The organism is Halorientalis salina (genome assembly GCF_005049285.1).
GTDB classification, from domain to species: Archaea; Halobacteriota; Halobacteria; order Halobacteriales; family Haloarculaceae; genus Halorientalis; species Halorientalis salina.
In genome coordinates, this window is sequence record NZ_SOSC01000011.1 from 83,261 (window position 1) to 96,345 (window position 13,085).

The 13,085-nt window shown below is 64.7% G+C and carries 12 protein-coding genes; 6 read left to right on the forward strand and 6 right to left on the reverse strand.

Going from position 1 to position 13,085, the window contains the following annotated elements; all coding sequences use genetic code 11:
- The first annotated feature begins 287 nt into the window (after nucleotides 1-287).
- Together E2481_RS19050 and E2481_RS16110 are read left to right on the forward strand one after the other, a co-directional pair.
- On the forward strand, nucleotides 288-413 hold the full coding sequence (locus tag E2481_RS19050; protein WP_256867908.1) for a hypothetical protein: 126 nt from the start codon (nucleotides 288-290) through the stop codon (nucleotides 411-413).
- Complete coding sequence (locus E2481_RS16110; RefSeq protein ID WP_136718194.1) at nucleotides 414-1,643, forward strand: RNA-guided endonuclease InsQ/TnpB family protein; 1,230 nt, start codon at nucleotides 414-416, stop codon at nucleotides 1,641-1,643.
- A 291-nt stretch (nucleotides 1,644-1,934) separates the two neighbouring features.
- On the opposite strand, the gene E2481_RS16115 is transcribed toward E2481_RS16110, so the two are convergent.
- Both E2481_RS16115 and E2481_RS16120 read right to left on the reverse strand, forming a co-directional pair.
- A complete protein-coding gene (locus E2481_RS16115) occupies nucleotides 1,935-3,542 on the reverse strand; it encodes a hydantoinase B/oxoprolinase family protein (RefSeq protein WP_136718195.1) in 1,608 nt (535 codons plus the stop codon).
- On the reverse strand, nucleotides 3,539-5,554 hold the full coding sequence (locus E2481_RS16120) for a hydantoinase/oxoprolinase family protein (RefSeq protein WP_136718196.1): 2,016 nt from the start codon (nucleotides 5,552-5,554) through the stop codon (nucleotides 3,539-3,541). The genes E2481_RS16115 and E2481_RS16120 overlap by 4 nt, the downstream gene beginning before the upstream one ends.
- A gap of 192 nt (nucleotides 5,555-5,746) precedes the next feature.
- Here E2481_RS16120 and E2481_RS16125 point away from each other — a divergent pair, with 192 nt between their 5' ends.
- On the forward strand, nucleotides 5,747-6,295 hold the full coding sequence (locus E2481_RS16125; protein WP_136718197.1) for a ribbon-helix-helix protein, CopG family: 549 nt from the start codon (nucleotides 5,747-5,749) through the stop codon (nucleotides 6,293-6,295).
- A 79-nt stretch (nucleotides 6,296-6,374) separates the two neighbouring features.
- Entirely contained in the window at nucleotides 6,375-6,761 is a 387-nt protein-coding gene (mce, locus tag E2481_RS16130; RefSeq protein ID WP_136718198.1) for a methylmalonyl-CoA epimerase, read from the forward strand.
- Here mce and E2481_RS16135 read toward each other — a convergent pair.
- The 4 genes from E2481_RS16135 to E2481_RS16150 form a co-directional block, all read right to left on the reverse strand.
- A complete protein-coding gene (locus tag E2481_RS16135) occupies nucleotides 6,758-7,342 on the reverse strand; it encodes an NUDIX hydrolase (RefSeq protein WP_136718199.1) in 585 nt (194 codons plus the stop codon). The two genes, mce and E2481_RS16135, sit on opposite strands and share 4 nt — an antisense overlap.
- Before the next feature lie 52 nt (nucleotides 7,343-7,394).
- Nucleotides 7,395-8,354: an alpha/beta fold hydrolase gene (locus E2481_RS16140; protein WP_136718200.1), complete on the reverse strand. Its 960-nt coding sequence runs from the start codon at nucleotides 8,352-8,354 to the stop codon at nucleotides 7,395-7,397.
- A gap of 83 nt (nucleotides 8,355-8,437) precedes the next feature.
- Entirely contained in the window at nucleotides 8,438-8,878 is a 441-nt protein-coding gene (locus E2481_RS16145) for a hypothetical protein (protein WP_136718201.1), read from the reverse strand.
- Between the two features lie 102 nt (nucleotides 8,879-8,980).
- Nucleotides 8,981-9,622 (reverse strand): ferredoxin--NADP reductase, encoded by a 642-nt coding sequence (locus tag E2481_RS16150; RefSeq protein ID WP_136718202.1) that lies wholly within the window; start codon nucleotides 9,620-9,622, stop codon nucleotides 8,981-8,983.
- 311 nt (nucleotides 9,623-9,933) lie between these two features.
- Between E2481_RS16150 and E2481_RS16155 the strand changes: the two genes are divergently transcribed.
- Together E2481_RS16155 and E2481_RS16160 are read left to right on the forward strand one after the other, a co-directional pair.
- Nucleotides 9,934-11,700 (forward strand): 2-oxoacid:acceptor oxidoreductase subunit alpha, encoded by a 1,767-nt coding sequence (locus E2481_RS16155; protein ID WP_136718203.1) that lies wholly within the window; start codon nucleotides 9,934-9,936, stop codon nucleotides 11,698-11,700.
- 1 nt (nucleotide 11,701) lies between these two features.
- Nucleotides 11,702-12,565: a 2-oxoacid:ferredoxin oxidoreductase subunit beta gene (locus E2481_RS16160; RefSeq protein ID WP_136718204.1), complete on the forward strand. Its 864-nt coding sequence runs from the start codon at nucleotides 11,702-11,704 to the stop codon at nucleotides 12,563-12,565.
- Nucleotides 12,566-13,085 lie beyond the last annotated feature (520 nt).

Below are 13,085 nucleotides of genomic sequence, written 5' to 3' on the forward strand. Positions count from 1 at the left end.
CCAGTCTCCGTCGTAGCGGCTCTGGTGGTCACAGTTTGGACAGAACAGCGTCGATTTAACTGTTTTCAGGCGCTAAGTCCCCTTCCTCAACGAGCAACGCAGGCCGAAGGCCGAGTAGCACAGTAGGGAGGGGATACAGCGTCCCCAGAATCGAAGATTCTGGTGTGCGAACGAATCGCAGAGCGATTCGTCCACGCCGTCATCGTCCCTCAAACACTCTGCGACGACCGGCCCACAGGCCCACGCCACCCACAAACTACTTGTATGCAAATTACGTAATTTATGATGTGGCAACGCGAAAGACCATCTCCATCCGTGACGACCAAGAGGAGTGGATTCAGGACAACCACCTGAACCTCTCCTCGTTCGTTCAAGAGAAACTGGACGAACTTATCGAACAACGAGAGTCATAGATGCACTACAACTACAAGTATCGACTTGACCCATCGGAAGACTTCACTGAGACGCTTCTGCACCACATCGATACTTGTAGGCAACTCTACAACCACGCCCTCTACAAACTCAACGAAGCAGACGAGATCCCCGCTCGATACGAGGTACAGGACACGCTCCCTGACCTCAAAGAGTGGTGGGATGACCTGACCGACATTCACTCGAAAGTTCTCCAGATGGTCGTCAAGCGTGTCTACGACAATCTCTCCACACTCAAAGCGCAGAAGGAGAACGGACGCGCCGTCGGGATGCTCAAGTGGAAACCGCCACGAGAGTATCGGTCGCTCACCTACAATCAGTCCGGCTTCAAACTCAAGAATACGAGTGGTCGGCCTGTCCTGTGGTTGAGCAAAATCGGTGAGATACCGATTCACCTCCACCGAGACATTCCCGAGAACGCGACCATCAAACAGGTCACGGTCAAACAAGAACCGACGGGCGAATGGTTCGCTACCTTCGGCATCGACGTGGACGAAACCATGCCGGAGAAACCAGCGAATCCCGAGAAATGCGTCGGAATCGACGTAGGGATTCTCAAGTACGCACACGATACGGACGGCACGGCGGTCGGGTCACTTGACCTGTCCGATGAGCGCGAGCGATTAGAACGCGCTCAACGTTATCTCTCACGGAAAGAACACGGCTCTGCGAATTGGGAGAAACAACGAAAAGTCGTGGCCGAGCGTCACGCCGAGTTGAAGCGGAAGCGTCGTGATTTCCTCCACAAGTTGTCGAACTACTACGCCACCGAGTATGACTTGGTGGCTGTCGAAGACTTGGACGCGAAGGGACTGGTTGAACTGCCGGGCAACTCGCGGAACCGCACAGGTGCGGCGTGGGGAACGTTCCTCCAGATGCTCGAATACAAGTGTGAGCGTGAGGGGACGCACTTCGTCGCGGTTGACCCGAGAGACACGACAAAAGAGTGTGGCTCCTGTGGTGTCAAGACGGACAAACCATTGTGGGTGCGCGAACACTCGTGTCCCTCCTGTGGGTTTGAAGCGGACAGAGACGCGAACGCGGCGTGGAACATCCTTTCTCGCGGTCTTGAAGACGTAGGAGTGGGACACTCCAAATCAACGCCTGTGGAGACTGCACTCCCTGCGGATACACCCGTATCTGCAAAGCGCGTCGTGGAAACAGGAAGCCCCACCCTCAAGGAGCGAACCGCGGCAGCGGTGAGCGAGTAGGGTGGGGTAGTTCACACGGCACACGTGCCGCTGGGGAGTCTGTCGATGTCATCGCTCGTCTCGGGGTTCGGGATACCCATCAAAAGTTCTGGGTATGAGAGCTCCATACCTCACTATACTTTCTCCGGCACTCTCGGCGTCAGACCCCCACTATCGAGACACAGAGCGAACGAGCGCCGGTCTCCTGTGTCGTTCCGTGCAACTGATAGTGTATGCCAGATGTGAAGTCGTCCACTGTGGGGTGCTGCCGGGCCAGACCCAACTCCCACGAACTCCGTGAGTCCGTCCCAGCTAGTCGTCGCTGACTTTCTCGTCGGCTTCGTCTCGGTTTCGAGCAGTCTCGTCGCGGTCCGCCGGTGAACCGTACCCGCCACCGCCGGGCGTTCGGATCGTGACGGTCGTCCCTGCCGGGGCGTCCTGCGTGGTCTTGGCCGGGACTGACTCGCCGTCGATCAGGTTCGCGCCCGTGGCTCCCGATTCGCCGCCCTCGACGCCGGCGGGCGCGTGTCGGCGGCGCTCGGTCAACAGCGAGACCACCGAGTCGACCTCGACGGTGAGCGCGCGTTCGAGCCCCAGTCCGCCGCGGTACTCGCCGTCGCCGCCGCTGTCCGGTCGGAACGCGTAGCGTTCGACCCGCAGCGGGTACTCCGTCTCGATGGATTCGACCGGGGTGTTGAGCGTGTTGGTCATCCCGACCTGAACGCCGTCCATGCCGTCCCGGCCGGCGCGGGCACCGAACCCGCCGGCGATGGTCTCGTAGTACGTGTACCCCTCGGCGTCGCGGCTCCCGATGATGAGGTTGTTCATCGTTCCCTGGCCCTGTGCGGGGACGACACCGGGGACGGCGTCGGCGAACGCGTCGAGCACCACGTCCGTCACGCGCTGGCTCGTCTCGACGTTCCCGCCGACGACCGCCGCCGGCGGCCGCGGGTTCAGCAGTGACCCCTCGGGCGCGACGACGGAGACCGGGGCGTAACAGCCGTGATTCGGGGGGATCTCCGGGTCGGTGACCGCCCGGACGACGAAGTAGACCGCGCTCTTGGCGACCGCGACCGGCGCGTTCATGTTGCCACCGACCTGGTCGGCAGTCCCCTCGAAATCGACCTCGACGGTCGCCCCGTCGATCGTGACCGTCGCCTCGATCGGCACGTCCTCGTCGGTGACGCCGTCGCCTTCCAGCACGTCGCGGGCCTCGTAAGTGCCGTCGGGGATCTCGGTCAGTTCCGCGGTGACGCGGTCCCGGGAGTAGTCGATCACCGCGTCGAAGGCCGCAGCCAGTCGGTCCCGGCCGTGTTCGGCGACGAGTTCGCCGACCCGCTCGGCCGCGCGGTCGTTTGCCGCAAGCTGTGCGCGAACGTCTGCCCGACGCTCGTCCGGATTCCGGACGTTCGCGAGGACGAGGTCGAGCACGTCGTCGACGAGGTCGCCGCCGGCCCGGAGTCTGACCCCGGGCAACCGCAGCCCCTCCTGGTAGATTTCGGTCGCTCCGGCGGGCATGCTTCCCGGCGTCATCCCGCCCACGTCGGCGTGGTGGGCTCGCGTCACAGCGTAGCCGACGATATTGCCTTCGTGGGCGATCGGTGAGACGATGGTAACGTCGGGGAGGTGCGTCCCGCCGTCGAAGGGGTCGTTCAGGAGGTAGGCGTCGCCGGGTTCGGGGTCCCGATCCCGGACGGCGTCGACGGCTTCTGGCATCGCGCCGAGGTGGACCGGGATGTGTTCGGCCTGGGCGACCAGTCGGCCGTCGGCGTCGAACAGCGCCGCCGAACAGTCCTGGCGCTCCTTGATGTTCGGCGAGTACGACCCGCGGATGAGCACCTGGCCCATCTCCTCGGCGATCCCTTCGAGTTGGTTGCGCAGGATCTCCAGCGTGATCGCGTCGATGTCGGCGTCGCTCATCGGTCGTCCCCCCTCGTCAGCACGAGCGTTCCGTCGGCCTGGACCACACCGGCCCATGCCGGGGGAACGACCGTGGTGCTTTCCTTCTGTTCGACGACCGCCGGCCCCGCGACGGTGGTGCCCGGCGCGAGCGACCGCCGGTCGTAGATCGCCGTCTCGTGTGCCGTGCCGTCGAAGTACGACTCGCGCGTGCCGAGGCGAGCGTCGCCGTCGGCCTCGTAGACGGTCTCGGCGACGCCGCGTTCGACCCGCGCCGTCGCACGCAGGTTGACGAGTTCGATCCCCTCGTCGATGCTGTACCCGTAGGCGCGTTCGTGCGCGGCGTGGAACCGCTCGCGAAGGGCGGCGGCGTCGAAGCCGTCGCCGATCGGGACCGGTAACTCGAAGCTCTGTCCCTCGTACCGGAGGTCCGCGACCGTCTCGACCGTCGCGGCGTTCGGGTCGGCGACGTCCGCGAGCACCTCCGAGGAGAGCGCTTCGAGCGCCTCGTCGACCGCCGAAACGTCGGCGTCGGAAAGCAGCGTGAGGTGCGTCCGAACCGCGTCGTACTGTTCGTCGGCGTCGAGTAGGCCGTACGCCGAGAGGACGCCGCCGGCCATCGGCACGATGACCGTCTCGATGTCGAGGTCGGCGGCCAGTTCCGCGGCGTGCATCGGTCCCGCGCCGCCGAACGCGACGAGGCCGTACTGACGGGGGTCGAACCCGCGCTCGACGGTCACCTCGCGGATGGCGCGAGTCATCTTGGCGTTCGCGACGCGGTAGACGCCGTGGGCGGCGTCGAGCGCCGAGTCGAGACCGGCCTCGTCGGCCAGCGACGCGAGCGCGTCCTCGGCCGCTTCCACGTCGAGTTCGAGTTCGCCACCCAGCGCGGTGCTATCCCCGATGTAGCCGAGGACGACGTTCGCGTCCGTGATCGTCGCACGCTCGCCGCCGCGGCCGTAGCAGGCCGGTCCCGGTTCTGACCCGGCGGACTCGGGGCCGACACGCAGCGCACCGCCGGCGTCGACCCAGGCGATGGACCCGCCGCCGGACCCGATGGTGTGGATGTCGACCATCGGCGTTCGGACCGGAACCCCGTCGATCTGCGTGTCCGTGGTGCGTTCGGCGTCCCCGTCGCGGACGAGGCTCACGTCGCTGGACGTCCCGCCCATGTCGAAGGTGACGAGCCCGTCGAGGCCGTGTTCGGTCTGGACCGTCGACGCGGCGCGGTCGGCCCCGACGACGCCGGCCGCCGGCCCCGACAGGACGGTCGTGACGGCGTGGTCCCGGACCGTCGTCGCGTCGGCGATCCCGCCGTTGGACTGCATGATGCGGGGTGCCGGCACGCCTTCTTCGGCGGCGCGCTCTTCGAGTCGGCCGATGTAGGCGTCGATCTTCGGCGTGACGTAGGCGTCGACCGCCGTCGTGGCCGTCCGCTCGAACTCGCGGAACTCCGCTAACACCTCGTGGGACGCCGACACCGGCACGTCGAGTTCCTCGCGGAGGATCGACGCTGCGCGCCGTTCGTTTTCGGGATGGGCGTAGGCGTGTAAGAACGCGACCGCGACGCTCTCGACCTCGGCGTCCCGCAGTTCCTGGGCAACCTCGCGGACGGCCGCCTCGTCGACGGGGTCTTCGATCCCCTCCGGGGTCGCCCGCTCTGCCACCTCGAAGCGGCGGCGGCGCGGGACGAGCGTCGCCGGCTTCTCGGCGTCGAGGTCGTACAGCGAGGGTCGGTCCTGGCGGCCGATTTCGAGGACGTCCCGGAACCCTTCGGTCGTGACCAGGGCCGTCTTCGCCCCGTCGCGTTCGAGCAGGGCGTTGACAGACACCGTCATGGCGTGGGTGAACTCGCGGATCTCGCCGGGGTCGATCCCAGCCTCGGTCGCGGCTTTCCGGATGCCCTCGATGACGCCGTTGCTCTGGTCGGGCGTCGAGGGGACCTTCGCCGTGACGAGTTCGCCCGCCTCGGTGACGAGCGTGACGTCGGTGAAGGTGCCGCCCACGTCGACGCCGACGCGGGGCCGGTTCATGCGCCGCTCACCTCGTGTCGGCGGCCGGATCGCCGGAGTGTGACTGCCGGTTGCATTGTATCTGTGACTATCTCTCACAGGGTACGAAATCCGCAAAAGGGTTGTTATGAACCGAACATCCGGAGTGTGAACCCGTGTGATACCCGACGGCGTGAGCACAGCGTATTTGCCGTTCGGTCCCCAGAACCGCACATGGTCGCCGACCGGATCACCGTCTCACTCGACGAGGACGCCCGCGATGCGCTGGACGAACTGGTATCCGAGACCGGGGAGGGAAACAGCGTCCTCGTCCGACGGGCGCTCTCCTTTTACGCCGCGAACTACCACGCCGCCACCGCCGAATCCAGCGTGGATCTCGAGGAGTACCACGAACTGCTCGCCGGCGGCGAGCACGCCCTCTTGGACATCGATTTCCTGCACATCCTGCTCGAGAACGTCACGGACGCCGACGGGGAGTGGCCCGAATCGTTCGTCGCCGACGTCGATACGGTCGCGGACTTCCACGCCGCCGAGTACGCCGAACGGTTCGAGGACCTCGGCGAACTCCTCGACTGGCTGTCGGTCTGTGGCTTCCTGACCGTCCGAGAGAGCGGCGAGCAGACCTTCCACGTCGTCTTCCCGACCGAAGACATCAAGTGGTTCATTCTCCGTTTCCTCCGGAAGAGTACCCGCGACCTCCCCTTCGAACTCGAGATCGAAGAGGGCGTCTCCAAAGTCCTCCTCACCGAGATCGAGCCCTGACTCGCCCTCACACCCCGCTGGGGTAGTTCGACCGCGGTGTTCCGACACGCTGAATAGCGCCTCGATGGACTCGTCTGCTATGCACCTCGACCACGCCGGAATCGCCACCGACGACGCCGCGGCACTGGCAGACACCTACGAGACGCTGCTGTCGGCCCCCGTCGTCCACGAGGAGGCGTTCGACGGCATGCGCGTCGTCTTCCTCGAACTCGGTGAGGGGTACTTCGAGCTGCTGGAGCCGCTGTCCGACGACGGGACCATCGCCTCGTATCTCGACAGTCAGGGGCCAGGCATCCACCACCTCGCGCTCGCGACCGACGACATCGAGTCGGCGCTCGCACGTGCGCGCGAACTGGATGTGAGGCTCATCGACGAGGAGCCACGGACGGGAGCCTGGGGACACGACGTGGCGTTCCTCCACCCGAAGGACACGGGCGGCGTCCTCATCGAGTTCGTCCAGCACTAGGGGTTCCACTCGGCGGCGCGGAACTCGTTTTCCGGGTGCATCCGCTCTGGCGGGTCGGCGAACCAGGCCGCGCCGTTGAGTTCGCCCGGCTGGATCCGGATCGTCCCGCCCTCGTAGCGGCCGTCGAAGAAGACCCACAGCGTGTGAAGTCGCTCGTCGTGCTCGCCCTTCGAGACGCTGACGCGCTGCCGGATCAGGAACGGTTCGACGACGGAACAGTCGATGCCCGTCTCCTCGCTGACCTCCCGAGTGGCCGCTTCCTCGTAGGTCTCGCCGCACTCGCGGCCGCCGCCGGGCAGTCCCCAGCGGTCGGTCCCCCGGGAGAGGATCATGAGGACGCGCCGGCGCTCCTCGATGTCGCTCGGGAGCGAGTCGGCGAGCGGTGCCGTTTGCTGTGGGCCGCGGACGACCCAGACGTAGCCGCCCCCGGTGTACCCCTCCCGGGCGAGGTCACGGAGTTCGGGGAAGAGACGGGCGGGTATCTCCTCGTGTTCCTCCCGGACGGACACCCCGTCGTACTCGTCGAGGAGGCGCGCCTTCCGGCGCTCGACTGCCTCGCGGTTGACGTCCGTGGGCGCCATGCTCTCGACCGCCCTTTCCAATTCGCACTGAAATGTCCTCCGACTCCGACGCTCAGGTCCGGAGCCACTCGACGATGTCCGCTTCGTTCTCCTCGACGACCGAGAGATGATCCAGGTCGGGATAGATATGTGCCTCCGCTGTCGGGATTTCCCGGGCGAGATACAACCCCATCTCCGGCGGGACGAGCACGTCGGCCTTCCCGTACCAGAGGCCCACGGGCACGTCGATGTCGGCCAGGTCGAACCCCCAGGGACTCCCGTAGATTCGCGTCTCGGTGACCAGCGGGTCCAGGCCGTGGTGACGGCGCGACTCGATCATGCTCGCGTGGACGACCTTCCCCGTCTCGCCCGTCCAGAGTTCCTCGTCGGCCGGGGCGGCCGAGTCGGCCATCGATTCGAGGAACGCCTCGCGGTCGTCGAGGGCCTGTCGGCCCCCCAGCCAGAGCGCGAGTTTGGTCACTGACGGGACGGCGCGTGCGGAGTAGTACCAGAGCCGTTCGCCGAGGCCGACCGAGGCCATCGGGGCGACGCCACAGCCGATGGCCGCCCGATCGACGCGCTCGCCGAGCAGGGCCGCAGTCGCCGCGGCGTACGGGCCACCGCCGGAGATACCGAACACGGAGAAGGTCTCGATTCCGAGCGCGTCGGCCACGTCGGCCACGTCGGCGGGCCAGTCGGTCAGTACCCTATCGGGGTCGGGGTCCGAGACCCCGAATCCCGGCCGTTCGGGGGCGATGATCCGGATTCCGTGCTCCCGGGCGACCTCGTCGAACAGCGCGCCGAACACCCGGGAGTTCGGGAACCCGTGGAAGACGAACAGTGGGTCGCCGTCGGGGTCACCCACGTCCGCGTAGCCGATCGCCCGCCCGTCGCGCGTGTCGACGGTTCGCGGGTTCGCCATGATCTCCTCGGCGAGGGCGAGCGCGGGCGGCGAGTCCTCGTCGGTCTCGATCGTTTCCGTCTCCGCTTCGTCACCGAACAGGTCCGCGAGCGCCTTCGTGAGAGATGTCATGCGCGACGATACGGCGGAGACGGTGAATATCTTGTCGACCGATGCGCACGTCGGACCGTTCGACGGGGGTCGAGGGGCGACCGTCACTCCTCGTAGCGCTCGATGTAGATCGCCAGTCCCTTCAGCCCGATGAGGATCCCCAGCGTGAGGCCGATGATGGCCTGCCCGATGATGTTGTCGACGAAAAAGGAGAGGATGCCACCGAGGACGCCACCGATGACGCCCAGGATACCGCCGAGAATGCCAGTTATCGTCCCGACGATTCCGCTCTCGTCGCTGTCGGCGTCGGACTCCTCGTCCGCGTCGTCGTCGGATCCGTCGTCGGTCCCGTTCGCTGCAGTCCCGTTCGCCGTCTGTTGGCCGAACGTGTCGCCGACGGTCGCTGCCGTCCCGGACTCGCCGTCGACGGCCGAGTGTGTCGTCGCAGCGACCGGCTGAACTGCGGCGGTCAGGAGACAGAGGGCGAAAACGAGGAGACAGAACCGAGACGATCCGACACGACGGAGATACCGACCCGAGCTCATTACCCACAGAACGAATGGGTATCACATAATATCTATGAATTCCGGGCAATTCCGGAGAAATCGAGTGGTAGCAGACCTCTCTCCTGAATACGCTCGTATTCTTCAGCCGAAATTCTCGACTTTGGCCGCGTCGGAGTCGACCCCGGCCGCTTCGATCGCGGCGGTCGCGGCGTCCAGGAAGTCGGCGAAGCCGTAGACGAAGACCTGTTCGCCGTCACCGGCGGTGACGACCTCGGCGACGGTGTCGGTCAGGTCGGCGTCGGCACCGATGACGTGGACGGTGGCGCCCTCGGCTTCGAGTGCCGCCAGCGCGTCCTCGTGGATCGGGTCGTCGTCGCGGTAGACGACCGCGGCCTCCCCGTCGTCGGCGATGGCGCGGCGTGCGATACCGATCGCGGGGCCGACGCCCGGGCCACCGGCGAGGACGACGACGCGGGGTTCGTCCTCGTAGTAGTCGCTGCCGTAGGGTCCCGACATCGTGAGCGTCTCACCGGCGGCGAGGTCGGCGAAGACGGGGCCGAGTTCGCCCTCGGGATCGATCTCGATCGTGACCTCGAACGTCCCGTCGACGTCGGCCGAGGAGATGGTGTAAAAGCGGTTCAATTGCTCGCCGTCGACGACGGTCCCGAGCTTGACGAACTGGCCGGGACGGGCCTCGAACCCGTCCGGCGTCTCGAACTCGACGACGACGGCGTCGTCACCGACGGACTCGACGGCGGCGACAGTAACGGTAACGTCTTCCATGTTCGTACTGTCCGCGTCGTCCCGAAAGGTGCTTTCGGTCACAGGACAACCCGCGGTCGAACCGTCGGACCGACCGTGAGAACAGAGGGCACGACTCTTCAGTTACGGCGCGAACAGATGTAAAAAATACCGAGACGGAGGCGAATCGTACACGGACGGAACCAGTCGGTCACGTTTATTCAGGTTTATTTAATTCTATGTGTTTTTCACGGAACAGTGAACGGATACCCACGTTTTTGTTGACGTGTCGTTCCCGTATGAATGCCGTTGCAGAAGGCTTTTGCTCCGTGGCTTGGTAGTCGGTCGTTAGTATGCCCGAGGACCTGAACTGGGCCATCGGCGGCGAAGCAGGCGACGGGATCGACTCTACGGGCAAGATTTTCGCGCAGGCTCTGTCCCGTGCCGGTCGCCACGTCTTCACGTCGAAGGACTTCGCGTCACGCATCCGTGGCGGGTACACGGCCTACAAGATACGAACCTCGGTCGACCGGATCGAGAGCGTCGTCGACAGGCTCGACGTTCTCATCGCGTTGACCGAGCGGACGATTCACGAGAACATGAACGAACTCGACGAGGGGAGCGTCATCATCTACGACGGTGAGCGCACCACCATGCAGGACGTCGAGATCCCCGACGAGATGGTCGGCCTCGACGTCCCGCTGAAGGCGCTGGCGGAGGATGCCGGCGGCGCGATCATGCGTAACGTCGTTGCACTCGGTGCCGCCTGTGCGGTGGCGAACTTTCCCATCGAGAACTTGGACGAGGCCCTGGAGAAACGCTTCTCGGATAAGGGCCAGGCCATCGTCGAGAACAACAAGAAGGCTGCACGTGTCGGCCAGGAGTACGTCGCCGAGGAGTACGACCACGAGTTCGACTACGACCTGGAGACGACCGACAACGACTACGTCCTCCTGAACGGCAACGAGGCGCTCGGAATGGGCGCACTCGCGGCCGGCTGTCGGTTCTACGCTGGCTACCCGATCACCCCGGCGACCTCCATTATGGAGTACCTGACCGGTCGCCTCGACAAGTACGGGGGGAAGGTCGTCCAGGCCGAGGACGAACTCGCCGCGATCAACATGGCGCTCGGTGCTGCCCGCGCGGGCGCACGGTCGATGACTGCGACGTCCGGGGCGGGGATCGACCTCATGACCGAGACGTTCGGACTGGTTGCGACGAGCGAGACGCCGCTGGTCATCACCGACGTACAGCGGTCCGGCCCCTCGACCGGGATGCCGACCAAACAGGAACAGGGCGATCTGAACATGGCGCTGTACGGCGGCCACGGCGAGGTCCCGCGGTTCGTCGTCGCGCCGACGAGCATCTCGGAGTGTTTCTGGAAGACGATCGAGGCGTTCAACCTCGCGGAGAAGTACCAGACGCCGGTCTTCCTGGTCTCGGACCTGGCGATGTCCGTCTCCGAGCAGACGTTCCCGCCGGAGACTTTCGACATGGACGAGGTTGAGGTCGACCGCGGGAAGGTCGTCGACGAGGACTCCATCGGCGACTGGCAAAACGAAAAGGGGCAGTTCCAGCCCCACTTCCCGTCGGCCGACGGCGTCAGCCCGCGGGCGTTCCCGGGCACCGACGGCGGCGCACACATGACGACCGGCCTCGAACACGACGAACTCGGGCGGCGGACCGAGGACACGGACGTCCGCATCGAACAAGTCGACAAGCGCCAGCAGAAAGTCGACACGGCTCGCGAGCAGGAAGACTTCGACTACCGCGAGTACGGCGACCCCGACTCCGACAACCTGGTCCTCTCCTGGGGGTCGAACGAGGGCGCGATGCGTGAAGCCCTCGACTTCCTGGACGAGAGGGACATCGACGTTCGCTTCATCTCGGTCCCGTACATCTTCCCCCGACCCGACTTATCGGAGGAGATCGAAGCGGCCGACGACGTGATCGTCGTCGAGTGTAACTCGACCGGGCAGTTCGCAGATCTGCTCGAACACGACGCGCTCACCCGCCTCAAGCGCGTCAACAAGTACAACGGCGTGCGATTCAAGGCCGACGAACTCGCAGCGGAGATCGAGACCAAACTCGCCGAACCAGCCGAAGTGGAGGCAGAATAACATGAGCTCAGACGTCAGATTCACGGACTTCAAATCCGACAAGCAGCCGACGTGGTGTCCCGGATGCGGCGACTTCGGGACGATGAACGGCATGATGAAAGCCCTCGCCGAAACCGGCAACGACCCGGACAACACGTTCGTCGTCGCCGGCATCGGGTGTTCGGGCAAGATCGGCACCTACATGCGCAGCTACGCGCTCCACGGCGTCCACGGCCGCGCGCTCCCCGTGGGCATCGGGACGAAACTCTCCAACCCGGAACTCGAAGTGATGGTCGCGGGCGGGGACGGTGACGGCTACTCCATCGGGGCCGGCCACTTCATCCACGCCGTGCGCCGGAACGTCGACATGACCTACGTCGTCATGGACAACCGCATCTACGGCCTCACCAAGGGCCAGGCCTCGCCGACCTCGCGTGAGGACTTCGAGACCTCGACGACGCCGGACGGCCCCAAACAGCCCCCGGTCAACCCGCTCGCGCTCGCGCTTGCTGCCGGCGGGAGCTTCATCGCCCAGTCCTTTAGCTCGGACTCCCAGCGCCACGCCGAGATCGTTCAGAAAGCCATCGAACACGACGGCTTCGGCTTCGTCAACGTCTACTCGCCGTGTGTCACGTTCAACGACGTCGACACCTACGACTACTTCCGCGACACCATCGTCGACCTCGGCGAAAGCGACCACGACCCGACGGACTACGACGACGCCAAGACCAAGATTCTGGACGCCGACAAGGAGTACCAGGGCGTCATCTACCAGAACGAGAACTCGGTGCCCTTCGACGAACGCGAGGGCCTGAGCGAACCCATGCACGAGATTCCCGACGGCGCACCCGAAGACGCGATGGACCTCGTCCGCGAGTTCTACTAGAACCCACTTTTTTACGTCGGGGGGTCGCCAGAGGCGACCCCCCATCGCAAAAACCTGGACTAAAAACTGCTCCAGACTCCCTGCGGTCGTCTGGAGTGAACCGCGCTCACTACGTTCGCGCGGATGCTGGTGATCAGTACAGATTAATGGTTATTCGAATCTGAATTTATTGCAGATGTGAGAGACCTATTGCGATGAGTCCAACACCTACCACTCGGTACAGCAGAATCTTCCTACTTGATGGGTTAGAAGACGTATCACGCAGGTATTTAACATCAAATTTGTATAACCTTCTTGGAACGGCAATATAAGCAATTCCGAGTATAATGGTTCCAATGGCTGCAATTTTCACTACTGTGCCCATGGAAAAAGGTTGTTAGCGATAATAGTTGAACGCTCATGGGTAGAGGATTGTTGGTCAATTCTCAGCAGTAGCTGAAAGTCGTAGCGGGCAAGGGTGGCGCGTCCGCGCCACCCGACGAAAGCATGATTCCACTCAAGACGTTCGTCTCGGAGCGTC

What these genes read in the sequence shown, in the direction of transcription:
- E2481_RS16160 (WP_136718204.1), top strand. Translation starts at nt 11,702, where the DNA reads ATGAGCTCAGACGTCAGATTCACGGACTTCAAATCCGACAAGCAGCCG.
- E2481_RS16125 (WP_136718197.1), top strand. Translation starts at nt 5,747, where the DNA reads ATGGTCGCCGACCGGATCACCGTCTCACTCGACGAGGACGCCCGCGAT.
- E2481_RS16115 (WP_136718195.1), bottom strand. Translation starts at nt 3,542, where the DNA reads ATGAGCGACGCCGACATCGACGCGATCACGCTGGAGATCCTGCGCAAC.
- E2481_RS16140 (WP_136718200.1), bottom strand. Translation starts at nt 8,354, where the DNA reads ATGACATCTCTCACGAAGGCGCTCGCGGACCTGTTCGGTGACGAAGCG.
- E2481_RS16150 (WP_136718202.1), bottom strand. Translation starts at nt 9,622, where the DNA reads ATGGAAGACGTTACCGTTACTGTCGCCGCCGTCGAGTCCGTCGGTGAC.
- E2481_RS16110 (WP_136718194.1), top strand. Translation starts at nt 414, where the DNA reads ATGCACTACAACTACAAGTATCGACTTGACCCATCGGAAGACTTCACT.
- E2481_RS16145 (WP_136718201.1), bottom strand. Translation starts at nt 8,878, where the DNA reads ATGAGCTCGGGTCGGTATCTCCGTCGTGTCGGATCGTCTCGGTTCTGT.
- E2481_RS16155 (WP_136718203.1), top strand. Translation starts at nt 9,934, where the DNA reads ATGCCCGAGGACCTGAACTGGGCCATCGGCGGCGAAGCAGGCGACGGG.
- E2481_RS16135 (WP_136718199.1), bottom strand. Translation starts at nt 7,342, where the DNA reads ATGGCGCCCACGGACGTCAACCGCGAGGCAGTCGAGCGCCGGAAGGCG.
- E2481_RS16120 (WP_136718196.1), bottom strand. Translation starts at nt 5,554, where the DNA reads ATGAACCGGCCCCGCGTCGGCGTCGACGTGGGCGGCACCTTCACCGAC.
- mce (WP_136718198.1), top strand. Translation starts at nt 6,375, where the DNA reads ATGCACCTCGACCACGCCGGAATCGCCACCGACGACGCCGCGGCACTG.